The following is a 25849-nucleotide window of genomic DNA, read 5'->3' on the forward strand; positions in this document are numbered from 1 at the left end:
CGTTCAACGCGTCAAGGGCGAACCAGGTTATCACTGAACGGTACACAATTCGCTGGGCTTATTCAAAGAACTGACTGATTTTCGCTTTCAGAATATCAATCGCAATGCGGTTCTTACCGCCGCGCGGTACGATAATATCGGCGTATTGCTTGGAAGGTTCAATAAATTGCAGGAACATCGGGCGTACGGTTTTCTGGTACTGCGCCATCACCGAATCCATTGAACGCCCACGCTCGTTGACGTCGCGCTTAATACGGCGCATCAGGCAGATATCCAGCGGGGTATCGACAAAAATAGAGAAGTTCATCTCTTCACGCAAACGCGCGTCCGTCAGCAGCAAAATCCCTTCGAGAATAATGACTTTTTTGGGCTCGACGCGAACGGTTTCCTGCATGCGGGTATGTTCAACATAGCTGTATACGGGCAATTCAATCGCCGAACCGCGCTTGAGCGCTTGCAGATGCTGGAACAGCAAACTGTGATCCATCGCATTAGGATGGTCGTAGTTGGTTTTTACACGCTCTTCCATCGACAGATGGCTTTGATCTTTGTAATAGCTGTCTTCGGGAATAACGCCGATATGTTCATCACCCACTTGTTCACGCAATTCGCGATAAAGGGTACTGGCAATAAGACTCTTGCCGGAAGCCGATGCGCCAGCAATACCGATAATGACGCACTGATGAGACTGAACAGTCATAAATTTAGCGACCTGATTAACCTGGATGTTAGGGAGGGCGACGCCGAAGCGTCAAACGCGGCAATTATAGGGATTTCAGCGGCACGATACCAGTCGAGATAACAGAACGCTAAATTGCCGTCCATCTCTCCTTGTCGCAAATTAAAATGCTTATTTTTAAAGCAGCTGCCGGATTTATTCGTTTATGCCGGAATTAATCCCCCGGAGATGTCAAATTATGAGCCGCTGACGTATAAATCGTAAATTGTTTGTACTAGCATGATCCTGAATGAAAACTGACGCGTCCGGGCCCTCCGCGACGGCAAGGGCTATTCGGATAACGTGGTAATGAGTAAACAAACCCAACATGTTTTAGTTACCTTGCCTCACCCTCTACTGCGTCTCGTCAGTTTAGGTTTGCTCACCTTTATCTTTACACTCTTCTCGCTGGAACTGTCGCGTTTCGATACGCCGCTGGCGCCGCTGTGGTTCCCGACGTCAATCATGATGGTCGGTTTTTATCGCCACGCAGGACGGATGTGGCCGGGGATCGCACTGGTCTGTTCCCTCGGCAGCATAAGCGCGTCACTCGTTTTTTCTCCTGCCGGTTCGCTGAATTTTGGCTGGACGGCGATCAATATTATTGAAGCGGTGGTCGGCGCAATCCTGTTACGTAAGCTACTGCCCTGGTATAACCCCTTACAAAATCTGAATGACTGGCTCCGCCTGGCGACGGGCAGCGCGGTGATTCCACCGCTACTGGGAGGCGCGCTGCTCTGGCTGCTGATGCCCGAAGGGACGCCAGTAAAAACATTTTTGATTTGGATTCTGTCCGAGTCTATCGGCGCGCTGGCGCTGGTGCCATTAGGCTTGCTGTTTAAACCGCGCTACCTGCTTCGCCATCGCGATCCCCGCTTACTGCTTGAAACGCTGCTTACGCTGACAATAACGCTGGGGCTAAGCTGGCTCTCTATGCTGTACGTCCCGTGGCCTTTCACCTGCATTATCGTTCTGCTGATGTGGAGCGCGATACGTCTGCCGCGTATGGAAGCGTTTCTGATCTTCCTCGCCACCGTCATGATGACGTCGCTGATGCTGGCATCCGACCCGGCGCTGCTGTCAACGCCCAAAACATACGCCATGATGAACGTTCCCTGGCTGCCGCTTTTAATGATCCTGCTGCCCGTCAACATCATGACAATGGTGATGTATGCGTTTCGGGCGGAACAAAAAAATATCACGGAAAGCGAATTACGCTTTCGTAACGCGATGGAATATTCCGCGATCGGCATGGCGTTAGTGGGCACCGAAGGCCAATGGCTACAGGCCAACAAGGCATTGTGTCAGTTTCTTGGCTACAGCCAGGATGAACTGCGCGCCCTCACCTTTCAACAGCTTACCTGGCCTGAGGATCTGCATAACGACCTTGAACAGCTGAATATGCTGGTGCGCGGCGATATCAACAGCTATTCCATGGAGAAACGCTATTACACCCGAGACGGCGATGTGGTCTGGGCATTACTGGCCGTTTCACTGGTTCGCCATAGCGACAACACCCCGCTCTATTTCATTGCGCAAATTGAAGATATCAACGACCTGAAACATACCGAACGGGTAAACAAGCGCCTGATGGAGCGGATTACGCTGGCGAACGAAGCGGGCGGTATCGGCATCTGGGAATGGGAACTGCGGCCTGACGTGATCAGCTGGGATAAGCGCATGTTTGAGCTGTATGAGGTTCCGCCGCATATCAAACCCACCTGGCAACTCTGGCACGACTGCCTGTTGCCGGAAGACCGCGCGCCGACGGAAAAGATCATCCGCGAGTCTCTGGCGGCGCGTCTCCCCTTTAAGCTCGAATTCAGGATTGGCGTAAAAGATGGCATCCGGCATATCCGCGCCCTGGCGAACCGGGTGCTGGATAAAGACGGCGACGTGGAACGCCTGCTTGGCATCAACATGGACATGACCGAAGTCAAGCAGCTTAACGAGGCGCTGTTTCAGGAAAAAGAGCGCCTGCACATTACGCTGGACTCCATCGGGGAAGCGGTTGTCTGTATTGACGTCGATATGAACGTAACCTTTATGAACCCTGTCGCCGAAAAGATGAGCGGCTGGCAGCAGGAGCATGCGATCGGCATCCCGCTGCTGACGGTATTGCGCATCACTTTTGGCGATAACGGCCCGCTGATGGAAAATATCTATAGCGCGGATATGTCGCGTTCCGCCATTGAGCAGGATGTGGTGCTTCACTGTCGCAACGGCGGTCGCTACGACATTCATTACAGCATTACGCCGCTCAGTACGCTGGACGGCGGGAATATCGGCTCCGTACTGGTCATTCAGGACGTCACGGAATCGCGGAAAATGCTGCGCCAGCTCAGCTACAGCGCCTCTCATGACGCCCTCACCCACCTGGCTAACCGGGTCAGTTTTGAAGGCCATCTTAAAGAAATCCTGCTTACGGTACGCGATACGCGCCAGCATCATGCGCTGGTCTTTATTGATTTAGACCGCTTTAAAGCCGTTAACGACAGCGCCGGGCATGCAGCAGGCGATGCGCTGCTTCGCGAACTGGCCGCCTTAATGCTCAGTATGCTGCGTTCCAGCGATATGCTGGCCCGCCTGGGCGGGGACGAATTTGGCCTCCTGCTGCCGGATTGCAATATCGACAGCGCGCGCTTTATTTCTACGCGGATCGTCAACGCGATTAATGAATACCGCTTTACGTGGGAAGACCGTGAACACCCCATTGGCGCCAGCGCCGGGATCACGCTAATCAATAACGCCAATCGCCGGGCGGCAGACGTGATGTCCCAAGCGGATATCGCCTGCTATGCCTCTAAAAACAACGGTCGGGGACGTGTCACCGTGTTCGAAGCGCAGCAGGAACAGGCGCACAGCGAGCGGGAAGTTACGTCTCAGGATGAACAATGGCGCATAATCAAAGATAACCCTCTATTGATGATCGCCCGCGGGGTCGCGTCGCCGCGCATCCCTGAAACGTGCGGTTTTTGGCTGATCTCGCTGCGGCTGTGGGCCAGCGACGGCGAAATCATGGAGGAGCAGGCATTCCGCGCAGGGCTAACCGATCCCGAACTCAGCCACGCTCTCGATCGTCGCGTGTTTCAGACATTTTTCCAGCACGCGGCATCCACCGTCGCCAGTAAGGGGGTGAGCATCGCCCTGCCGCTTTCCGCCGCCGGACTCAGTCGCGCAACATTCATTGATGAGCTGCTCGAACAGCTGGAGCGCAGCCCACTTCCGCCGCGCTTATTGCATCTGGTTATCCCGGCAAATGTCCTGATGCAAGAGTCCGATAAGGCCATACCCGCGATACAGATACTGCGTCAGGCGGGCTGTCGCATTGTTCTCAGCCAGGTCAACCGTGACCTGGCGCTTTTCGATTGCTTAAGCGCCCACATGGCTGACTACCTGTTGCTTGATAGCGAACTCTGCGCCAGCCTTCACGGTAATTTAATGGATGAAATGCTGGTATCGATTATTCAGAGCCATGCGCAGCGGCTGGGCGTCAGAACCATTGCCGGCCCGGTACAAATGCCGCTGATCATGGATGCGCTTTCCGGTATTGGCATCGATCTGATTTACGGCGACGTCATTGCCGATGCCCAGCCGCTGGATCTGTTACTGAACACCAGTTATTTCGCCATCAACTGACGGCTGCCAGCCATCCGTATACCAGATATGCAGCAACGCGTAGGAGCGCCAGGGTTTCCAGCGCTCCGCATAACGGCGGATTTGCGCGGGCGTCATTCCCGAAAACCGCTGTTTAATCAGATAATCATCCGGCAAAAAGATATCTTTCGCCTGCCAGCCGCGCAGCGCGAAGTAGTTGGCCGTCCAGCGCCCAATCCCAGGAAAGGTTTGCAGGTTTTTCACCCCCAGCGCAATATCCGGCGGCGCGGACGTCTCTAACGTTCCATCCAGCGTCGCACGCGCCAGATGGATCAGCGCTTCCGCGCGTTTAAGCGGCATCCCCAATGCTTTAAGCGCGAATGGGTCCGCCGCCGCCAGCGTTTGCGGCGTGGGGAAACAGACATACTCCGGCGCATCAGCAAGCACATCGCCATAACGACGGGCGACTTTCGCCGTCAGCTTTGCCGCCATCGCCACGCTGACCAGTTGCCCGAGTATCGCCCTTACGCCCTGTTCGAAGGCATCCACCGAGCCGGGCAGGCGCAATCCCGGTCGCGCAGCCCCCAGACTGCCGAGCGCGTCGGCAATCTGATCGGGGTTACAGCGCAGATCGAACAGGCGTTCAATTTTTGCCAGACATTCTTCGGCGACGGGCAACAAGCCCGCGCTCAGGGTTACGCGCAGCGTATGCGTCTGGTGCTCCGGTACAACGGCGATCAGTCCCCGATGTTCTCCCGTCGCCAGACTGCGAACATAACGCGCGGGTTCAACCGTTTCGACGCCGCTCACCGCACGCGCGGCGAGAAAACCCAACATCCAGGACCAGTCATAAGGCGGCTGCCAGCTTAGGATATACATTGCGACTCCTGTTTTTATTCTCCTTCAGCATAAACGCTATTCAAACGCCGCGCCTTGCTTTCATATTCCAGTTGTCGGGATTACAACATTTCGTTAAAGTCACGCCCCTTCTTCACTGGCATGGGGATTATTAAGGTGTTTATTGGTTTTGACTACGGCACGGCAAACTGTTCCGTTGCCGTCATGCGCGACGAGCAACCGCAGCTGCTAAAAATGGAAAATAACAGCACGCTGTTGCCCTCAATGCTTTGCGCCCCGACGCGTGAAGCCGTCAGCGAGTGGCTGTACCGCCATCACGCGGTTCCGGCGACGGATGACGAAACGCAGGCGCTGTTGCGGCGCGCAATGCGCTACAACCGTGAAGAAGATATTGAGGTCGGCGCAGGCAGCGTGCAGTTCGGGCTGGCTTCGCTGAGCCACTACATTGACGACCCGGAAGAGGTTTACTTCGTTAAATCGCCAAAATCCTTCCTCGGCGCTAACGGCCTAAAACCGCAGCAGGTTGCGCTGTTTGAGGATCTGGTTTGCGCGATGATGTTGCACATCCGTCATATGGCGCAAACGCAGTTGCCGGAAAGCATCACGCAGGCGGTGATCGGTCGACCAATTAACTTTCAGGGGCTGGGTGGCGATGAGGCCAACCGCCAGGCGCAAGGCATTCTGGAGCGCGCGGCAAAACGCGCCGGTTTTCAGGATGTCGTCTTCCAGTTTGAACCGGTTGCGGCGGGTCTGGATTATGAAGCCACGTTGCAGGAAGAGAAGCGCGTACTGGTGGTGGATATTGGCGGCGGGACGACCGACTGTTCATTGCTGCTGATGGGGCCGCAGTGGCATCAGCGCGCTGACCGCGCCTCCAGCCTGCTCGGGCACAGCGGCTGTCGCGTGGGCGGTAACGACCTGGACATCGCGCTGGCGTTTAAACACCTGATGCCGTTGCTGGGCATGGGCGGCGAAACCGAAAAAGGCATCGCATTGCCGGTTCTGCCGTGGTGGAACGCTGTCGCGATCAATGATGTTCCCGCACAGAGCGATTTCTACAGCAGCGCCAACGGTCGCCTGCTCAACGAGCTGGTTCGGGACGCCCGCGATGCGGATAAAGTCGCGCTGCTGCTTAAAGTCTGGCGTCAGCGCCTCAGCTATCGTCTGGTACGCAGCGCGGAGGAGAGCAAAATCGCCCTGTCCGGGCAGCCCGATATCCTCACCACGCTGCCGTTTATCAGCGATGAGCTGGCGACGTCTGTCAGTCAGCAGGGGCTGGAAGCCGCGCTGAGCCAGCCGCTGGCGCGTATTCTGGAGCAGGTACAGCTGGCGCTGGACAATGCGCAGGAAAAACCGGATGTCATCTATCTGACCGGCGGCAGCGCGCGCTCACCGCTGATCAAAAACGCGCTGGCGGAGCAGTTGCCGGGCATTCCGATTGCTGGCGGCGATGACTTCGGTTCCGTCACCGCCGGTCTTGCGCGATGGGCGGACGTCGTATTTCGTTAACCGCCTCGCAAGCTGAGCGGCTTGCAGATTGACATTATTTTTGCTGTGGCTTATTTTCAGGAGTGAGGGTTAGGGAGGGTTTCCCCTCCCCCTGGTGTCTTAGTCAGTCTGAAAGCTAATCACTAAGAGTATCACCAGTATGATGACGCACTTCATCATAACCCTTTCCTTATTTTGGCCCCTTCCTCGGGAGGGGCTTTCCCGTTCCAGCGTCCTGCTGAAAGCTGTGGCTTACCTCCTTTTTTTGCCGTGCCGCCACTCTAACGTAAGAGTAAATATCCGTGTTTTTCATGGGTGATTGTTGCGTAACGCCTCGCAAAGGCCGACGTCATTCAGACGAATCCAGACAGTGTTTCATAATTCCTCCATTTTTCTCCCGTTATGGATGACTAAACTAGTATCATTCCGCGAAACGTTTCAGGATGAGAAACTTATAACGATGAAAGGCAGTAAAAAATCCCGCTGGGTGATAGCAATCGTGGTCGTTGTGGCGGCCATTGCCGTGTACGGGTTCTGGCATAGTCGCAGCGAAACCCAGGGGAATGCGCCGGGCGCTAACGAACATGCGCAACGTCAGGCTGGCGCAGGACGTCGCGGCATGCGTTCCGGCCCGCTGGCGCCGGTTCAGGCGGCGACCGCAACGGAACAAGCCGTACCACGCTATCTGACCGGGCTGGGCACGATCGCTGCCGCCAATACCGTCACGGTACGCAGCCGCGTGGATGGTCAACTGATGGCGCTGCACTTCCAGGAAGGACAACAGGTCAAAGCGGGCGATCTGCTGGCGGAAATCGATCCCAGCCAGTTTAAAGTCGCCTTAGCGCAAGCGCAGGGGCAGCTCGTGAAAGACAAAGCCACGCTGGCGAATGCCCGTCGCGATTTAGCGCGCTATCAACAGTTGGTGAAAACCAATCTTGTCTCCCGCCAGGAGCTGGACGCGCAACAGGCGCTGGTCAGCGAAACAGAAGGCACCATTAAGGCCGATGAAGCCAGCGTCGCCAGCGCGCAGTTGCAGCTTGACTGGAGCCGCATCACCGCACCGGTAGAGGGTCGCGTGGGGTTAAAACAGGTGGATGTCGGTAATCAAATTTCCAGCGGCGATACCACAGGCATTGTCGTTATCACCCAGACGCACCCAATCGATCTGATTTTTACCTTGCCGGAAAGTGATATCGCCACCGTCGTACAGGCGCAAAAAACGGGCAAAACATTGACCGTTGAAGCCTGGGATCGCACTAACTCACAGAAATTAAGCGACGGCGTACTGCTCAGCCTGGACAACCAAATCGACGCCACGACCGGCACCATCAAAATCAAAGCCCGTTTTAACAACCAGGATGACGCGCTGTTCCCTAACCAGTTTGTTAACGCCCGCATGCTGGTCGACACGCAGCAAAACGCGGTGGTGATACCGACAGCAGCCGTGCAAATGGGTAACGAAGGCCACTTTGTCTGGGTGCTAAATGATGAGAACAAAGTCAGCAAGCATCTGGTTAAACCGGGTATTCAGGACAGTCAGAACGTGGTAATCAGCGCCGGGCTGTCGGCAGGCGATCGCGTCGTGACGGACGGGATCGATCGTCTGACGGATGGGGCGAAAGTCGAAGTGGTGGAAGCGCAAGCGCCTGCGGCGAAAGAAGATAAAGCCACAAATCGGGAATACGGTAAGAAAGGAGTACGCTCCTGATGCAGGTGTTACCTCCGAGCAGCACAGGCGGCCCGTCGCGCCTGTTTATTATGCGCCCTGTCGCGACCACGCTGCTGATGGTGGCGATTTTACTCGCCGGGATTATCGGTTACCGCTTCCTGCCCGTCGCCGCATTGCCGGAGGTGGACTACCCCACCATTCAGGTGGTAACGCTCTACCCCGGCGCCAGCCCGGATGTGATGACCTCCGCCGTCACCGCGCCGCTTGAACGCCAGTTCGGGCAAATGTCCGGCCTGAAACAGATGTCGTCACAAAGTTCCGGCGGCGCATCGGTTGTAACGTTGCAGTTCCAGCTGACTCTGCCGCTGGATGTCGCCGAGCAGGAAGTACAGGCCGCCATTAACGCGGCCACAAACCTGCTGCCGAGCGATCTGCCTAACCCGCCAGTATACAGCAAAGTTAACCCGGCAGATCCACCGATCATGACGCTGGCCGTCACCTCAACCGCCATGCCCATGACGCAGGTGGAAGATATGGTGGAAACCCGGGTGGCGCAGAAAATTTCCCAGGTTTCCGGCGTAGGGCTGGTCACGCTGTCCGGCGGCCAACGCCCGGCCGTGCGTGTGAAGCTGAATGCGCAGGCGATAGCCGCGCTGGGGCTTACCAGCGAAACGGTTCGCGCCGCCATCACCAGCGCTAACGTCAACTCGGCGAAAGGGAGTCTTGATGGCCCAACTCGCGCGGTCACGCTCTCTGCTAACGATCAGATGCAGTCCGTCGATGAGTATCGCCAGTTAATCATCGCCTGGCAGAACGGCGCGCCGGTACGTCTGGGCGATGTGGCAACGGTCGAACAAGGCGCGGAAAACAGCTGGCTCGGCGCGTGGGCCAATAAAGAACAGGCCATTGTGATGAATGTGCAGCGCCAGCCCGGCGCCAACATTATCTCCACGGCGGACAGCATTCGTCAGATGCTGCCGCAGCTTACGGAAAGCCTGCCAAAATCGGTCAATGTCACCGTGCTGTCGGATCGCACCACCAACATTCGCGCTTCCGTTACCGACACCCAGTTCGAACTGATGCTGGCGATTGCGCTGGTGGTGATGATCATCTACCTGTTCCTGCGTAATGTCCCCGCCACAATCATTCCGGGCGTCGCCGTGCCGTTATCGCTGATCGGCACTTTTGCGGTAATGGTCTTTCTCGATTTCTCGATCAATAACCTGACGCTAATGGCGCTGACCATCGCCACCGGCTTCGTCGTGGACGACGCGATTGTGGTGATTGAGAACATTTCGCGTTACATCGAGAAAGGGGAAAAACCGCTGGCGGCGGCGCTCAAAGGCGCTGGCGAAATCGGCTTTACCATTATTTCATTAACCTTCTCGCTGATTGCGGTACTGATCCCGCTGTTATTCATGGGCGATATCGTCGGGCGTTTGTTCCGCGAATTTGCGGTCACGCTGGCGGTAGCGATCCTGATCTCCGCCGTCGTGTCGCTGACCCTGACGCCCATGATGTGCGCCCGGATGCTCAGTCAGGCGTCGCTGCGCAAGCAAAACCGCTTCTCCCGCGCGGCGGAAAAAATGTTTGATCGCGTCATTGAGAAATACGGTCAGTGGCTGGCAAAAGTGCTCAACCATCCGTGGCTGACGCTGAGCGTGGCGCTCGGCACCCTGCTTCTCAGCATCATGCTGTGGGTCTTTATCCCGAAAGGGTTCTTCCCGGTGCAGGATAACGGCATTATTCAGGGCACATTGCAGGCTCCACAATCCAGCTCGTTCGCCAGTATGGCCCTGCGCCAGCGCCAGGTGTCTGATGTGATTTTAAAAGACCCGGCGGTAGAAAGCCTGACCGCCTTTGTCGGCGTTGATGGCACCAACCCGGCGCTGAACAGCGCGCGTCTGCAAATTAACCTTAAACCGCTGAATGAACGTGACGATCGGGTGCAGAAAGTCATCGCCCGCCTGCAACACGCCGTGGCGAAAGTGCCCGGTGTCGATCTCTACCTCCAGCCAACGCAGGATCTCACCATTGATACTCAGGTGAGCCGCACGCAGTACCAGTTTACGCTACAGGCCACCTCACTGGATGCGCTCAGCACCTGGGTGCCGCAGCTGATGGAAAAACTCCAGCAGCTTCCGCAGCTTTCTGACGTCAGCAGCGACTGGCAGGACAAAGGTCTGGTGGCGTATGTGAACGTTGACCGCGACAGCGCCAGCCGTCTTGGCATCAGCATGGCGGATGTCGATAACGCCCTGTATAACGCCTTTGGCCAGCGCCTGATTTCGACCATCTACACCCAGGCGAATCAATATCGCGTCGTGCTGGAACATAACACCGACACCACGCCGGGGCTGGCGGCAATGGACACCATCCGTCTGACCAGCAGCGACGGCGGGATTGTGCCGCTTAGCGCCATCGCCAAAATCGAGCAGCGTTTCGCGCCGCTTTCCATTAATCACCTGGATCAGTTCCCGGTAACGACCTTCTCGTTTAACGTGCCGGATAATTATTCGCTCGGCGATGCGGTACAGGCCATTCTGGACACGGAGAAAACGGTCAACCTGCCAGTCGATATCACCACCCAGTTTCAGGGCAGCACGCTGGCCTTCCAGGCCGCGCTCGGCAGCACCGTCTGGCTGATCGTGGCGGCAGTGGTGGCGATGTATATCGTGCTTGGCGTGCTGTACGAAAGCTTTATCCACCCAATCACGATCCTCTCCACCCTGCCGACGGCGGGCGTCGGGGCGCTGCTGGCGCTCATGATTGCCGGTAGTGAACTGGACGTGATTGCCATCATCGGGATCATTTTGTTGATCGGTATTGTGAAGAAGAACGCCATCATGATGATCGACTTCGCCCTGGCCGCCGAGCGCGAGCAGGGAATGGCACCGCGTGATGCGATTTTCCAGGCCTGTTTGCTGCGTTTTCGCCCGATTCTGATGACCACGCTGGCGGCACTGTTAGGCGCGCTGCCATTGATGTTAAGTACCGGCACAGGCGCGGAATTACGCCGCCCGTTAGGGATTGGCATGGTAGGCGGCCTGCTGGTCAGCCAGGTCTTAACCCTGTTCACCACGCCCGTCATCTATCTGCTGTTTGACCGCCTGTCGCTGTATGTGAAAAGCCGCTTCCCCCGCCAGGAAGAGGAGGCGTAAATGAAATTTTTCGCCCTTTTCATTTACCGCCCGGTGGCGACCATTTTAATCTCCATCGCCATTACGCTCTGCGGCGTGCTGGGTTTCCGGTTATTGCCGGTCGCCCCGCTGCCGCAGGTGGATTTTCCGGTCATTATGGTGAGCGCATCGCTTCCGGGCGCTTCGCCGGAAACCATGGCGTCGTCGGTCGCCACGCCGCTGGAGCGTTCGCTCGGACGCATCGCGGGGGTCAGTGAGATGACCTCCAGCAGCTCGCTGGGCAGCACGCGAATTATTCTTCAGTTTAACTTTGACCGCGATATCAACGGCGCGGCGCGTGACGTGCAGGCGGCAATTAATGCCGCACAGAGTCTGCTGCCCAGCGGGATGCCCAGCCGCCCGACCTACCGTAAAGCCAACCCGTCCGACGCGCCGATTATGATTCTGACGCTCACATCGGACACCTGGTCGCAGGGAGAGCTGTATGACTTCGCCTCAACGCAGCTGGCGCAGACAATCGCGCAGATTGACGGCGTCGGCGATGTGGATGTCGGCGGCAGTTCGCTGCCCGCCGTGCGCGTGGGGCTTAACCCGCAGGCGTTGTTTAATCAGGGCGTATCGCTGGATGACGTGCGCAGCGCCATCAGCAATGCCAACGTGCGTAAGCCGCAGGGCGCGATCGACGACAAGACTCATCGCTGGCAGGTTCAGACAAATGATGAACTGAAAACGGCGACGGAATACCAGCCGTTGATTATCCACTACAACAACGGCGCCGCCGTGCGTCTGGGCGATGTCGCCACGGTAACTGACTCGGTACAGGATGTGCGTAACGCCGGGATGACCAACGCCAAACCGGCGATTTTGCTGATGATTCGCAAGCTGCCGGAAGCCAATATCATCCAGACGGTAGACAGCATTCGCGAGAAGCTCCCGGAATTACAAACGCTGATTCCCGCCTCAATTGACCTGCAAATCGCTCAGGATCGTTCCCCGACGATTCGCGCCTCGCTGGAGGAAGTGGAGCAGACGCTGGTTATTTCCGTCGCGCTGGTCATTCTGGTGGTCTTTTTATTCCTGCGCTCCGGGCGCGCAACGTTGATTCCTGCCGTTGCGGTTCCCGTGTCGCTGATTGGCACCTTCGCCGCAATGTACCTGTGCGGTTTTAGCCTGAACAACCTGTCGCTGATGGCGCTGACTATCGCCACCGGTTTTGTCGTCGATGACGCCATTGTGGTGCTGGAAAATATCTCCCGCCATCTTGAAGCCGGCATGAAGCCCTTGCAGGCGGCGCTTCAGGGAACGCGTGAAGTTGGCTTTACGGTGCTCTCCATGAGCCTCTCCCTGGTGGCGGTATTCCTGCCGCTCTTGCTGATGGGGGGATTGCCCGGAAGATTATTACGCGAGTTTGCCGTCACCCTTTCGGTGGCGATCGGCATCTCGCTGCTCGTCTCGCTCACGCTAACCCCCATGATGTGCGGCTGGATGCTGAAGTCCAGCAAGCCTCGCGAGCAGACGCGAAGCCGCGGCTTTGGCCGTCTGCTGACTGGCCTGCAACAGGGGTACGGCACATCGTTGAAATGGGTGCTAAACCATACGCGGCTGGTGGGCGTCGTCTTGTTGGGCACCATTGCGCTGAATATCTGGCTCTATATTTCCATCCCCAAAACCTTCTTCCCCGAACAGGATACGGGCGTACTGATGGGCGGCATTCAGGCTGACCAGAGTATTTCGTTTCAGGCGATGCGCGGCAAACTTCAGGACTTTATGAAGATTATTCGCGACGATCCGGCGGTCGACAACGTGACCGGGTTCACCGGCGGTTCGCGGGTCAACAGCGGGATGATGTTTATTACGCTGAAATCACGCGGCGAGCGCCATGAAACGGCGCAGCAGGTTATCGACCGGCTGCGGGTCGCGCTGGCAAAAGAGCCGGGCGCAAACCTGTTTCTGATGGCGGTGCAGGATATCCGCGTCGGCGGGCGGCAGGCTAACGCCAGCTACCAGTATGCCCTGCTGTCTGATGATTTAAGCGCGCTGCGGGAATGGGAGCCGAAAATCCGTAAGGCGCTGGCGGCGCTCCCCCAACTGGCGGACGTTAACTCCGATCAGCAAGATAACGGCGCGGAGATGAACCTGATTTACGACCGCGAAACCATGTCCAGGCTGGGGATCGACGTGCAGGCCGCCAACAGTCTGCTGAATAATGCCTTCGGTCAACGGCAAATTTCCACCATCTATCAGCCGATGAACCAGTATAAGGTTGTGATGGAGGTTGACTCACGCTATACCCAGGACATCAGCGCGCTGGAGAAGATGTTCGTCATTAACAGCGACGGGAAGGCGATTCCGCTCTCTTATTTTGCAAAATGGCAGCCCGCCAATGCACCGCTGTCAGTGAATCACCAGGGGTTGTCCGCCGCCTCGACTATCGCGTTTAACCTGCCTACGGGCACATCGCTGTCCGAAGCGACGGAAGCCATCAACCGGGCGATGACACAGCTTGGCGTACCGTCAACGGTGCGCGGCAGTTTCGCCGGCACGGCACAGGTTTTCCAGGAGACGATGAATTCGCAGGTGATTCTGATCCTGGCGGCGATCGCGACGGTCTATATTGTGTTGGGGATATTGTATGAAAGTTATGTTCATCCGCTGACCATCCTCTCTACCCTCCCCTCCGCAGGCGTGGGGGCGCTACTGGCGCTGGAGCTGTTCAATGCCCCGTTCAGCCTAATCGCGCTCATCGGGATCATGCTATTAATTGGCATTGTGAAGAAAAACGCCATCATGATGGTCGATTTTGCGCTTGAGGCGCAGAGAAACGGCAACCTGACGCCGGAACAGGCGATTTTCCAGGCCTGCCTGCTGCGTTTTCGCCCAATCATGATGACCACGCTGGCGGCGCTGTTTGGCGCGCTGCCGCTGGTTATCTCCGGGGGCGATGGTTCAGAGTTACGTCAACCATTAGGGATTACGATCGTGGGCGGACTGGTGATGAGCCAGTTGCTGACGCTCTATACCACCCCGGTGGTCTATCTCTTTTTCGACCGTCTGCGGCTGCGTTTTTCACGTAATAATAGCCAACCGGAATCCATAACAGAGCCATGACAGAACTTCCTGACAGCACACGCTGGCAACTCTGGATTGTGGCATTCGGCTTTTTTATGCAATCGCTGGATACCACAATCGTCAACACCGCGCTTCCCTCTATGGCGCTCAGTCTGGGGGAAAGCCCGCTGCATATGCACATGGTCGTGGTTTCCTATGTACTGACCGTGGCGGTAATGCTGCCTGCCAGCGGCTGGCTGGCAGATAAAGTCGGCGTGCGTAATATCTTCTTTACCGCCATTGTGCTGTTTACGTTGGGATCGCTATTTTGCGCCTGGTCCAGCACGCTGAATGAACTGGTGCTGGCGCGCGTTTTACAGGGCGTGGGCGGCGCCATGATGGTGCCGGTCGGCAGACTGACGGTCATGAAGATCGTTCCGCGCGAACAATATATGGCGGCAATGACCTTCGTCACGCTGCCCGGTCAGGTCGGGCCGCTGCTCGGCCCGGCGCTGGGCGGCATTCTGGTCGAGTACGCCTCCTGGCACTGGATTTTCCTGATTAACATTCCGGTCGGCATTGTCGGGGCGATTGCGACGCTCATGCTGATGCCGAACTACACCATGCAAACCCGGCGCTTCGATCTTTCAGGGTTCCTCCTGCTGGCCGTCGGCATGGCGGTACTGACGATGGCGCTGGACGGCAGCAAAGGCACGGGGCTCTCGCCTCTCTCACTGGGCGCACTGGTGTTGTGCGGCATCCTGGCGATTGTGCTCTACCTGAAACACGCCAAAAACAATCCGCGCGCGCTGTTTAGTCTGGCGCTGTTTCGCACCCACACCTTCTCGCTGGGCCTGTCTGGTAGCTTCGCCGGGCGCGTCGGGAGCGGCATGCTGCCCTTCATGACGCCGGTCTTTTTGCAGATTGGTCTGGGGTTTTCGCCGTTTCATACCGGGTTGATGATGATCCCGATGGTACTCGGCAGCATGGGAATGAAACGTATCGTCGTACAGGTGGTAAACCGCTTTGGCTATCGTCGCGTACTGGTCGCCACCACCCTCGGTCTGTCGCTGGTCAGCCTGCTGTTTATGAGCGTTGCGATGCTTGGCTGGTATTACGCCCTGCCCTTTGTGCTGTTCCTGCAAGGCATGGTCAACTCCACCCGTTTTTCATCCATGAACACCTTAACGCTCAAAGATCTGCCCGATGAACTCGCCAGCAGCGGCAACAGCTTGCTGTCCATCATCATGCAGCTGTCGATGAGTATTGGCGTGACCATCGCCGGGCTGCTGCTGGGCATGTTTGGTCAACAACATATCGCGGCCGACAGCGGCGCGAGCCACACGGTGTTTATGTATACCTGGCTGTGCATGGCCCTGATTATCGCGCTGCCCGCACTCATCTTCTCCCGGGTGCCGAACGACACGCATAAAAACGCCGTCATTTCACGACGCAAAAGGAGCACGCAATGAAGTTCTGGCGGCCCGGTATTACCGGCAAATTGTTTCTGGCGATTTTCGCCACCTGCATTGTCTTGCTGATCAGCATGCACTGGGCCGTACGCATCAGCTTTGAGCGTGGGTTTATCGACTACATCAAACATGGCAACGAACAGCGGTTGCAGATGCTCGGCGACGCGCTGGGCGAGCAGTACTCGCTGCACGGCAACTGGCGTTTTTTACGCAATAACGATCGCTTCGTTTTCCAGATCCTGCGCTCTTTTGAGCATGACAACGACGATAACAAACCCGGCCCCGGGATGCCGCCGCATGGCTGGCGAACCCAATTTTGGGTCGTCGATCAACACGCCAATGTGCTGGTCGGCCCGCGAGCGCCAGTCCCGCGTGACGGCACCCGCCGGGCTATTCACGTAAACGGTGTGGAGGTTGGCGCGGTGATTGCCTCTCCCGTTGAGCGACTGACGCGCAATACCGATATTAATTTTGATAAGCAACAGCGCCGTACCAGTTGGCTGATCGTGGCGTTGTCGACTCTGCTGGCGGCGCTGGCGACGTTTCCGCTGGCGCGCGGGTTGCTGGCGCCCGTTAAGCGGCTGGTGGAAGGCACGCACAAACTGGCCGCAGGCGACTTCACGACGCGCGTAACGCCGACCAGCGCGGATGAACTGGGTAAACTGGCGCAGGATTTTAACCAGCTCGCCAGCACGCTGGAAAAAAATCAGCAAATGCGCCGCGATTTTATGGCGGATATCTCCCACGAACTGCGCACGCCGCTGGCGGTATTGCGCGGTGAGCTGGAGGCTATCCAGGACGGAGTCCGCCAGTTTACGCCCGAATCGGTGGCCTCGCTCCAGGCTGAAGTCGGCACGCTCACCAAGCTGGTTGACGATCTGCATCAGCTTTCTATGTCCGATGAAGGCGCGCTGGCGTACCAGAAAACATCGGTGGACCTGATTCCCCTGCTGGAGGTGGCAGGCGGCGCGTTTCGCGAGCGCTTCGCCAGCCGTGGGCTGACGTTACACTTTTCCCTTCCTGACAGCGTAATGGTATTCGGCGATCCGGATCGTCTGATGCAGTTATTCAATAATCTGCTGGAAAATAGTCTGCGCTACACCGACAGCGGCGGCAGCCTGCACATTTCCGCCGAGCAGCGCGACAACATGCTGCTGTTAACGTTCGCCGATTCCGCGCCCGGCGTTCGCGATGAGCAGTTACAAAAACTGTTTGAACGTTTCTACCGCACGGAAGGCTCCCGCAACCGCGCCAGCGGCGGGTCCGGTCTGGGACTGGCGATTTGCGACAATATCGTACAAGCGCATAATGGTCGTATTCGGGCGTCCCATTCGCCTTTTGGCGGGCTTAGCATTACAGTAGAGTTACCGCTGGAACGCGATTTACAGAGAGATGTATGACTGAGTTACCCATTGATGAAAACACGCCACGTATTTTAATCGTGGAAGATGAACCCAAGCTGGGACAACTGCTGATCGACTATCTGCGCGCCGCAAGCTATGCCCCCACGCTAATCAGTCATGGCGATCAGGTATTGCAGTATGTGCATCAAACACCGCCAGACCTGATCCTGCTGGACTTAATGTTGCCAGGTACGGACGGCCTGACGCTGTGCCGGGAAATTCGCCGTTTTTCTGACGTACCCATTGTGATGGTCACGGCAAAGATTGAAGAGATCGACCGCCTGCTTGGGCTGGAGATTGGCGCCGATGATTACATCTGCAAACCTTACAGCCCCCGTGAGGTGGTCGCCCGCGTGAAAACGATTTTGCGCCGCTGCAAGCCGCAGCGTGAGCTACAACAGCTGGACGCGCAAAGCCCGCTGATTGTTGATGAAGGCCGTTTTCAGGCATCCTGGCGCGGCAAGATGCTCGACCTGACCCCCGCAGAGTTTCGCCTGTTGAAAACGCTGTCTCACGAGCCGGGGAAAGTCTTCTCCCGCGAGCAGCTGCTTAATCATCTCTACGATGATTATCGCGTGGTGACGGACCGCACCATTGACAGCCACATCAAAAACCTGCGCCGCAAGCTGGAATCGCTGGACGCCGAACAGTCGTTCATCCGTGCGGTATACGGCGTCGGGTATCGCTGGGAAGCGGATACCTGCCGGATTGCATAAGTCACGCCTGCAATAGCCGGATGACGCTCCGCTGATCCGGCCGACAAATAAGAGCGTTGTCGGCCAGAGAAGGCGCTACGCCGCCATCCGGCGTTTTTCTTTACCTGCCTCCCCCACAGCGCTACAATGCCCGCCCTTAACGTAGGGGCACTCCCCTAACCGCCTCATTCAGTGAAGCGGATCTGACCTGTCATCAGAACGAGAAAATTATGTTTAAACCGGAACTCCTTTCCCCGGCGGGAACGCTGAAAAATATGCGTTACGCTTTCGCTTATGGCGCAGATGCCGTGTATGCGGGCCAGCCGCGTTACTCCCTGCGTGTGCGCAACAACGAATTTAACCACGAGAATTTGCAGCTCGGCATTAACGAAGCCCACGCGCTTGGCAAAAAATTCTATGTGGTCGTGAACATTGCGCCGCATAACGCGAAACTGAAAACCTTTATTCGCGATCTTAAACCGGTTGTGGAAATGGGGCCGGATGCGCTGATCATGTCCGATCCCGGGCTTATCATGCTGGTACGTGAAAACTTCCCGGAGATGCCGATTCACCTTTCGGTGCAGGCCAACGCCGTAAACTGGGCAACGGTGAAGTTCTGGAACCAGATGGGGCTGACCCGCGTTATTCTTTCCCGCGAACTGTCGCTGGAAGAGATTGAAGAGATTCGTCAACAGGTGCCGGAAATGGAGATCGAAATCTTCGTACACGGCGCGCTGTGCATGGCCTACTCCGGTCGTTGCCTGCTCTCTGGCTACATCAACAAGCGCGATCCGAACCAGGGAACCTGCACCAACGCCTGCCGTTGGGAATATAACGTGCAGGAAGGGAAAGAAGACGTCGTGGGCAACATCGTCCATAAATACGAACCGATTCCGGTACAGAACGTCGAGCCGACGCTGGGTATTGGCGCACCGACCGACAAAGTGTTTATGATCGAAGAAGCTCAGCGTCCGGGCGAATACATGACCGCGTTCGAAGATGAACACGGCACCTACATCATGAACTCGAAAGATCTGCGCGCCATTGCTCACGTTGAACGCCTGACCAAAATGGGCGTGCACTCACTGAAAATCGAAGGCCGTACCAAATCCTTCTACTACTGTGCGCGTACCGCTCAGGTTTATCGCAAAGCGATCGACGATGCCGCTGCGGGCAAGCCGTTTGATCCGCAACTGCTGGAAACGCTGGAAGGCCTGGCGCATCGCGGTTACACCGAAGGCTTTCTGCGCCGCCACACGCATGATGACTACCAGAATTACGAGTACGGTTACTCTGTTTCTGAACGTCAGCAGTTCGTGGGTGAGTTCACCGGCGAGCGTAAAGGCGCCCTTGCCGCCGTTGCCGTGAAGAACAAATTCTCTATCGGCGACAGCCTGGAGCTGATGACGCCGCAGGGGAACGTCAACTTCACTCTGGAACATATGGAAAACGCCAAAGGTGAAGCAATGCCGGTGGCGCCTGGCGATGGCTACACCGTCTGGATGCCGGTGCCGCAGGATATGGATCTGAATTATGCATTGTTAATGCGTAATTTTTCCGGCGAATCCACGCGGAACCCACACGCCAAGTAGTTAATCCACGTTATTTTTTCATTATGGGAAGATTCTTAGAAATCGATCACATACCGCCTCGTTCATTACGGGTATTATCCGAGGCGCTGAAAAACATAACCCATAAATGCTAGCTGTACCAGGAACCACCTCCTTAGCCTGCGTAATCTCCCTTACGCAGGCTTATTTTTTTGTGCTGCACAAACCTTCCATTTTCAGCCTGTTCTGACCTTTCCGCGCCTTTTCTGCTATACACTTTCAACAGGTTAACGACAGAGGCAAACAAAGGATGGCTACGTTTCCCGCCAGCTTACTGATTTTAAATGGCAAAGGCGCTGATAATCAGCCCCTGCGCGACGCGATAGGGCTACTTCGCGATGAGGGCGTGGAGATTCACGTCCGGGTTACCTGGGAAAAAGGCGATGCCCAGCGTTATGTTAATGAAGCCCTACAGCTTGGCGTTGAGACAGTTATTGCGGGCGGCGGCGACGGCACCATCAATGAGGTTTCCGCCGCGCTGATTCAGTGTCAGGGCGGCAACGTTCCCGCGCTTGGCATTTTGCCTCTGGGCACGGCCAATGACTTCGCCACCAGCGCCGGCATCCCGGAAGCGCTGGATAAAGCCTTAAAACTGGCGATTGCCGGTAACGCGGTTGCGATCGATATCGCTCAGGTCAACGATAAAACCTGCTTTATCAATATGGCAACAGGGGGATTCGGGACGCGCATCACCACCGAAACGCCGGAAAAACTCAAGGCCGCGCTGGGCGGCGTCTCTTACTTTATTCATGGGCTGATGCGCATGGACACCCTCAAGCCCGATCGCTGTGAGATTCGCGGCGAGAATTTTCACTGGCAGGGCGATGCGCTGGTGATTGGCATTGGTAATGGTCGTCAGGCCGGTGGCGGACAACAGCTCTGCCCTGGCGCACTCATTAATGACGGGCTGCTGCAACTGCGGATCTTCACCGGTGAGGAGCTGCTTCCGGCGCTGTTTTCCACATTGACGCAGCCGGAAGAGAACCCCAACATTGTCGATGGCGCATCCGCCTGGTTTGATATTCAGGCTCCGCATGAGATCACTTTTAACCTTGATGGCGAGCCGCTCAGTGGTCAGGAATTTCATATTGAAATACTTCCCAACGCGCTGCATTGCCGTTTGCCGCCAGACTGCCCGTTACTGCGCTAATGAAAAAAGAAAGTAAGCGCAGAGAGGGATAATCAGACCGGCGACATCCCGGAACCTCTGCGCTCACAAACGGGTCATTTACCCTGCGGCCCGAACCGGCGGGGCCAGCATTTCCAGGAGTTGCGGCATTGACGTGTAGCGCCCGATGGCCTCGCTAAAGCAGGGATGCTGGCAGCCGCCAGACACCACAATGGTATCAATTCCGGCGGCCTGCGCGGCGCGAAAACCGCTCAGGCTGTCTTCAATCACCAGACACTCTGCGGCGGGCAGGCCCAGCTTTTTCAGCGCGGAGAGATACACCGCCGGGTGCGGTTTGCCGTAGCGTTCATCGTCGGCGCTGCAAATGACGTCAAAATGCCCCCGGAGATTAAGTTTAGAGAGAACAGCCTCAATAACCTGATGGGATGATGACGTAGCCAGCGCAATCCGATACCCCCTGTGGCGAAAATGATGCAATACCGCGTAGACGCCGTCCATCGCTTCGCCTTCCGTTGCAATAAGTCCGGTAATGCGTTTGCGAATGGCCGACTCCAGCACCCCGGGGTCTGTCTGCAACGGGCAGTATTCGCACCAGACGCGGGCAATCTCATCCAGTCGCTTCCCTTTGGTTAACGTTTCACACTCCTCGTCATTAACCGTCACTCCCCAGCCTGCCAGCGCGTCTTTTTGCGCCTGACGCCACAGCCCTTCGGAGTCAATGATGACGCCATCCATGTCGAAAATTACCGCTTTACTCTTCATCATTTGCCGCCTTAAAAAGACCCGGCAGCGCAGCCGGGCCCGACATCATTAAGAAATACCGACCGTTTCGCCTTCACATGCCTCCTGACGCGTGAATCCGGGTTGTTCAACACGAATAAACGGACACAGAATAAACGCCACAATATAGAGCAACGTATACGCAATCACGACGCCAATGGTGCTGAAGTGCGGTAACAACACCACGGCGATCGCCGGGGCGAGGAAGTTGGAAAGCCCAGCCGACAGGTTGTAGACCGAAATCGCGGCCCCTTTGTGTTTTGGCTCAAGCGCAGGAAAGACGGCGGCCATCGGCACAAACGCGGCAACGAAGATCCCCAGCGCGATTGCCGGAACCAGCGCCATCGCGAAGTTATGGCCAAAGTGCTGCGGAATGTAATAAAACGCGAGGCTGGAGAGCGCCATCCCGATACAGCCAAACCAGCGTACAACCTTCATCCAGCCCATTTTCTCTGCCAGTACGCCCCAAAAGACGTTGGAGAAGATGGTTGTGAAGAAGAACGCCGCCCATACCTGTAGCCATTCAGAGGTGGTGAAGCCCAGTTCATCCACAAACATCATCGGCATGACCACCGCAAAACCGAACAGCGATAACGTATTGATAATACGCACGATGCTGGACAACATAATGCTACGGTTGGTGTAAAGCAGCGTGACCGCACGCCCCAGTTCGCTGAACTTTTCACGGGTGGTGAGGTTTTGCATATGGCGCGGCGTTTCAATTTTACGCAGCGAAACCAGCGCGATAACACCGCCGGTCAGACAGAACGCCAGCGCCAGCCACAGGGTGCCCATTTCGCCAATATGCGGAATGGTAAAACTCGGGATATAACTGCCGAAAACGCCAATCCCAATAGAGTAGACCGCCCAGAACCAGCCCAGCGCGGCGCTGGTGCTGTCGCTACGGACGTTATGCACAATGGCGACGATAAACGCATAAAGGAACAGCGGATACGCCAGACCGCGAATACCGTAAAACAACAGAATTAAGGCGTAGTTGGACTGACCCAGTCCAAAAACGAGGAACAATACGTGGAATACGCACCACAGCACAAAGCCGATCATCATGGTTTTTTGCGGCGTGATGATCTCCGCCACTACGCCGGATACCCAGGCCGACAGCGCCGCCGCCAGGCCATATAGCGTAAAGGCGAAGGAGGCTTCCGCCGGGGTAAAGCCCAGCGCTTTGATGTAGTGCGACAAAAATGCCAGCTCGAAACCATCACCAGTCATGAATACGGCGATGGCGATATACCCCCAGACCAGACTTAAGGGTAATCCCAGCCATTGTTTGTTAGTTAACGACATATTGACCTCGTTTTAGGGTGCAGGGAGCCACTCCGGTACATTCACCGGAGGGCTTTTGTTATAGAAATTATTGATTTCGATAGTTCAGGTCGTTTCGGTACAGTGCGTTAAACTGCTGATAACGCTGCATCAGCGCCGTGTGACGAACCGGATCGCCATACCAGGTTTTGTAGACTTCCGGTTTTTCGCAAACGGACGCCAACGGTTTACCTGCCGCAAGGCACGCCAGTCGCGCCGCGCCCAGCGCGCCGCCGGTTTCTCCGCCTTTGTGCGTCACCACGGGCATATCCAGAATATCTGCCAGCAGTTGCGCCCAGAACGGACTTCGGGCGCCGCCGCCCACCAGCGAACATTGTTCGATATTTGTACCGCTCTCCTGCAAAACACGGAGCCCGTCAGCGATGCCGAAACTGACGCCTTCCAGCACCGCATAACCCATCAGCGCGCGCTGGCTGGAGTGCGTCAGCCCCCAGAACATGCCCCGGGCGTCAGGATCGTTATGCGGCGTGCGTTCGCCGGAAAGGTACGGCAGGAACATCGGCGCGCTGGCTTTTTCCGCATCGCTTAACTGCGCGATTTCTTCCAGCAGTTCCGTTTCCGTTGTCCCTACCAGGCGGCAGAACCATTGCAGACAGCTGGCGGCGCTGAGCATTACGCTCATCTGGTGCCACAAATTCGGCAGGACGTGGCAAAAAGCATGTACTGCGGATTGCGGCGCGGGACGGTACGCGTCCGTCACCACAAACAGCACGCCGGACGTCCCCAGTGAAATAAACGCATCGCCGGGCGATACCGCGCCAACGCCAATAGCGCTGACCGCGTTGTCTCCACCGCCCCCGGCGACCACCACCGAAGGGGTTAACCCCCAGCGTTGCGCGACGACGGGATCGAGCGTGGCAGAAATATCGCAGCCTTCCACCAGCTCCGGCATATTGGCCCGCGTCAGCCCGCATTTCTCCAGCAGCGCATCCGACCAGTCGCGCTTCTCGACGTCAAGCCACAGCGTCCCTGCTGAATCGGACATGTCGGAGACTTTTTTACCCGTCATTTTGAAACGCAGATAATCCTTCGGCAGCAGCACCGTTTCGATGCGGGCAAAATTCTGCGGTTCATGGCGACGCACCCACAGCAATTTCGGCGCGGTAAACCCCGGCATCGCCAGATTACCGGCAACCTGATGCAGCTCTGGGGCAATTTCTTCCAGCTCCGCACACTCCTGGGCGCTACGGGTGTCATTCCACAAAATCGCCGGGCGGATCGTATTCCCGGCGGCATCAAGCAGTACCGCGCCATGCATCTGACCGGAAAGACCGATCGCCTTAATCGCCTGCCAGTGATGACCACATTTCTCCCGCAGGGTGGACATCAGATACTCCGTCGCGTCCCACCAGGCTTCCGGTGATTGCTCTGACCAGTGTTGATGGGGCCGCTGAATCGTCAGCGGCGCGCTATGGGTGGCGACAATGTCATTGTTTTCATCAATGACCAGCGCCTTCACTTCAGATGTGCCGAGATCGATACCCAGATACATAGCCACCTCTCAGTTAATCAGCGTGTGAACAGCGGCGATTTTCTCGCGCAGCAGCGCGGCGAAATCATCACATTCCGTCAGGTCGCCAAACAGCGCTTTATCACTGGCATACGCCGCGATCGGATCGGCGGATTCAAACATGGCATGTACCGCTGGCGCATCCAGAATGCCGTCCTGGTACTCATAAGGCAGCGTGCCCTTGTGCCACTGCTCCATAAAGACGTAAAACAGTGCGGGCAGCATAGCGGTAGCGTTCGGCCGTGCACCGCGCTGATAGCACTCGCGCAGCGTCGGCGCAATCATCGCCGGGATTTTCGAGAATCCGTCGGCGGCAACGCGCTGGTTGGTATCCTGAATATGCGGGTTGGTAAAACGCTTAAGCACCACATCACGATAGGTCGGGAGATCGATGCCGTTATCTCCCAGGCAAGGGATCACGTCTTCCGTCACGTAGCGGTCGGCAATCTGGTAGATAAAGTCCGTCAGGGTGCTTTCATGAATATACTGCTGGCCGATTAACGTACCCGCCCACGCAATGCAGCTATGTGATGAGTTGAGGATGCGGATTTTCGCCTCTTCATACGGGATAACAGACGTCACCAGCTCCACACCGACATTTTCCAGCGCAGGACGCACATCGCGGAAACGATCTTCAACCACCCACTGGATAAAGGTTTCGCCCATTACCGGCGCTTTATCATCAATGCCCGTCTGCGCTTTGATACGCGCCGGAAGATCGGCTGCCGGACGCGGCGTGATGCGGTCCACCATCGTATTCGGGCAGGTCGCATTGGCGCTAAGCCAGTCAATCACCGCCTGTTTGCCGGTCAGTTGTAAAAACTCAACCAGACCATCGTGGAACCGTTCACCGTTGTGACGCACGTTGTCGCAGTTGAGCAGCGTCAGCGGCCCTGCGTTATTGGCCATACGCGCTTCCAGAATGCGGGTAATGACGCCGTAAATCGTTTTACAGCCGCCGTTGAGATCGCTCGCCAGATCGGGGTTATTCACTTCCAGCTTGTGGCTGGTGTTCAGGTAGTAGCCCCCTTCCGTCACGGTAAAAGCAATCACTTTGGTCTGCGCTCTGGCGCCTTCGGCAATCAGCGGCTGCAAATCCGCCTGCCACGGCAGCAGTTTCTGAATCGACGTGATCTCTTCGTACTCACGTTCGCCCTCCGGGCTGACCGTTTCCAGCACATAACGACCGTTTTGCGCCGCCAGCGCCTGCACAACGTGCTCGGCGTCATTGCGAATATTGCCGGCGGCAATGTGCCAGCGCGTATCGCCGGAAGCGATCAGACGATGCAGATACCACGCCTGATGGGCGCGGTGAAAAGAACCTAAGCCAATATGAAGCCATGTGTATTGATCGTTCATTGTTCTGCTCTCCAGTGAGGTTATGT

At 56.7% G+C, this 25849-nt stretch carries 17 protein-coding genes; 10 read left to right on the plus strand and 7 right to left on the minus strand.

Going from position 1 to position 25849, the window contains the following annotated elements:
* Positions 1-58: 58 nt before the first annotated feature.
* The gene (udk, locus tag OGV79_RS18235; RefSeq protein ID WP_024130192.1) at positions 59-700 is read right to left on the minus strand and encodes a uridine kinase; all 642 of its coding nucleotides are present in this window, start codon (positions 698-700) and stop codon (positions 59-61) included.
* A 327-nt stretch (positions 701-1027) separates the two neighbouring features.
* Here udk and OGV79_RS18240 point away from each other — a divergent pair, with 327 nt between their 5' ends.
* Entirely contained in the window at positions 1028-4357 is a 3330-nt protein-coding gene (locus OGV79_RS18240) for a diguanylate cyclase (protein WP_286468778.1), read from the plus strand.
* Here the strand turns inward: OGV79_RS18240 and alkA are convergent.
* Positions 4325-5194, minus strand: coding sequence for a DNA-3-methyladenine glycosylase 2 (alkA, locus tag OGV79_RS18245; protein WP_104868465.1), 870 nt, complete (start codon positions 5192-5194; stop codon positions 4325-4327). The two genes, OGV79_RS18240 and alkA, sit on opposite strands and share 33 nt — an antisense overlap.
* Positions 5195-5329: 135 nt before the next feature.
* Here alkA and yegD point away from each other — a divergent pair, with 135 nt between their 5' ends.
* On the plus strand, positions 5330-6682 hold the full coding sequence (gene yegD / locus OGV79_RS18250) for a molecular chaperone (protein ID WP_200075638.1): 1353 nt from the start codon (positions 5330-5332) through the stop codon (positions 6680-6682).
* Positions 6683-6781: 99 nt separating this feature from the next.
* On the opposite strand, the gene OGV79_RS18255 is transcribed toward yegD, so the two are convergent.
* Positions 6782-6841 (minus strand): type I toxin-antitoxin system Ibs family toxin, encoded by a 60-nt coding sequence (locus tag OGV79_RS18255; RefSeq protein WP_114848278.1) that lies wholly within the window; start codon positions 6839-6841, stop codon positions 6782-6784.
* A 280-nt stretch (positions 6842-7121) separates the two neighbouring features.
* Between OGV79_RS18255 and OGV79_RS18260 the strand changes: the two genes are divergently transcribed.
* From OGV79_RS18260 to yegS, 8 genes are all read left to right on the plus strand, one after another.
* The gene (locus OGV79_RS18260; RefSeq protein WP_114848200.1) at positions 7122-8369 is read left to right on the plus strand and encodes an MdtA/MuxA family multidrug efflux RND transporter periplasmic adaptor subunit; all 1248 of its coding nucleotides are present in this window, start codon (positions 7122-7124) and stop codon (positions 8367-8369) included.
* Positions 8369-11491 (plus strand): multidrug efflux RND transporter permease subunit MdtB, encoded by a 3123-nt coding sequence (gene mdtB, locus OGV79_RS18265; protein ID WP_114848201.1) that lies wholly within the window; start codon positions 8369-8371, stop codon positions 11489-11491. Before OGV79_RS18260 ends, mdtB begins: the two co-directional genes overlap by 1 nt.
* Positions 11492-14578: a multidrug efflux RND transporter permease subunit MdtC gene (gene mdtC, locus OGV79_RS18270; protein ID WP_012131682.1), complete on the plus strand. Its 3087-nt coding sequence runs from the start codon at positions 11492-11494 to the stop codon at positions 14576-14578.
* Positions 14575-15990 carry an MFS transporter gene (locus OGV79_RS18275; RefSeq protein WP_286468779.1) on the plus strand — a complete coding sequence of 472 codons (1416 nt, stop codon included), beginning with the start codon at positions 14575-14577 and terminating at the stop codon, positions 15988-15990. The genes mdtC and OGV79_RS18275 overlap by 4 nt, the downstream gene beginning before the upstream one ends.
* Complete coding sequence (baeS, locus tag OGV79_RS18280) at positions 15987-17390, plus strand: envelope stress sensor histidine kinase BaeS (RefSeq protein ID WP_047462573.1); 1404 nt, start codon at positions 15987-15989, stop codon at positions 17388-17390. The genes OGV79_RS18275 and baeS overlap by 4 nt, the downstream gene beginning before the upstream one ends.
* Positions 17387-18109, plus strand: coding sequence for an envelope stress response regulator BaeR (baeR, locus tag OGV79_RS18285; protein ID WP_012131679.1), 723 nt, complete (start codon positions 17387-17389; stop codon positions 18107-18109). The genes baeS and baeR overlap by 4 nt, the downstream gene beginning before the upstream one ends.
* Before the next feature lie 209 nt (positions 18110-18318).
* A complete protein-coding gene (gene trhP, locus OGV79_RS18290; RefSeq protein WP_012131678.1) occupies positions 18319-19680 on the plus strand; it encodes a prephenate-dependent tRNA uridine(34) hydroxylase TrhP in 1362 nt (453 codons plus the stop codon).
* Between the two features lie 268 nt (positions 19681-19948).
* Positions 19949-20848, plus strand: a complete 900-nt coding sequence (gene yegS, locus OGV79_RS18295) for a lipid kinase YegS (protein WP_286468780.1) — start codon at positions 19949-19951, stop codon at positions 20846-20848.
* Between the two features lie 78 nt (positions 20849-20926).
* Here yegS and OGV79_RS18300 read toward each other — a convergent pair whose 3' ends face one another.
* The 4 genes from OGV79_RS18300 to dalD form a co-directional block, all read right to left on the minus strand.
* Positions 20927-21589, minus strand: coding sequence for an HAD family hydrolase (locus tag OGV79_RS18300; RefSeq protein ID WP_286468853.1), 663 nt, complete (start codon positions 21587-21589; stop codon positions 20927-20929).
* A 48-nt stretch (positions 21590-21637) separates the two neighbouring features.
* Positions 21638-22915, minus strand: coding sequence for an RbtT/DalT/CsbX family MFS transporter (locus OGV79_RS18305; protein ID WP_012131672.1), 1278 nt, complete (start codon positions 22913-22915; stop codon positions 21638-21640).
* Positions 22916-22982: 67 nt separating this feature from the next.
* Complete coding sequence (gene xylB / locus OGV79_RS18310; protein ID WP_012131671.1) at positions 22983-24446, minus strand: xylulokinase; 1464 nt, start codon at positions 24444-24446, stop codon at positions 22983-22985.
* Between the two features lie 9 nt (positions 24447-24455).
* Positions 24456-25823, minus strand: a complete 1368-nt coding sequence (gene dalD / locus OGV79_RS18315) for a D-arabinitol 4-dehydrogenase (protein ID WP_114848205.1) — start codon at positions 25821-25823, stop codon at positions 24456-24458.
* Between the last annotated feature and the right edge of the window lie 26 nt (positions 25824-25849).

This window comes from Citrobacter sp. CK185, from assembly GCF_030333565.1.
GTDB classification, from domain to species: Bacteria; Pseudomonadota; Gammaproteobacteria; order Enterobacterales; family Enterobacteriaceae; genus Citrobacter_B; species Citrobacter_B koseri.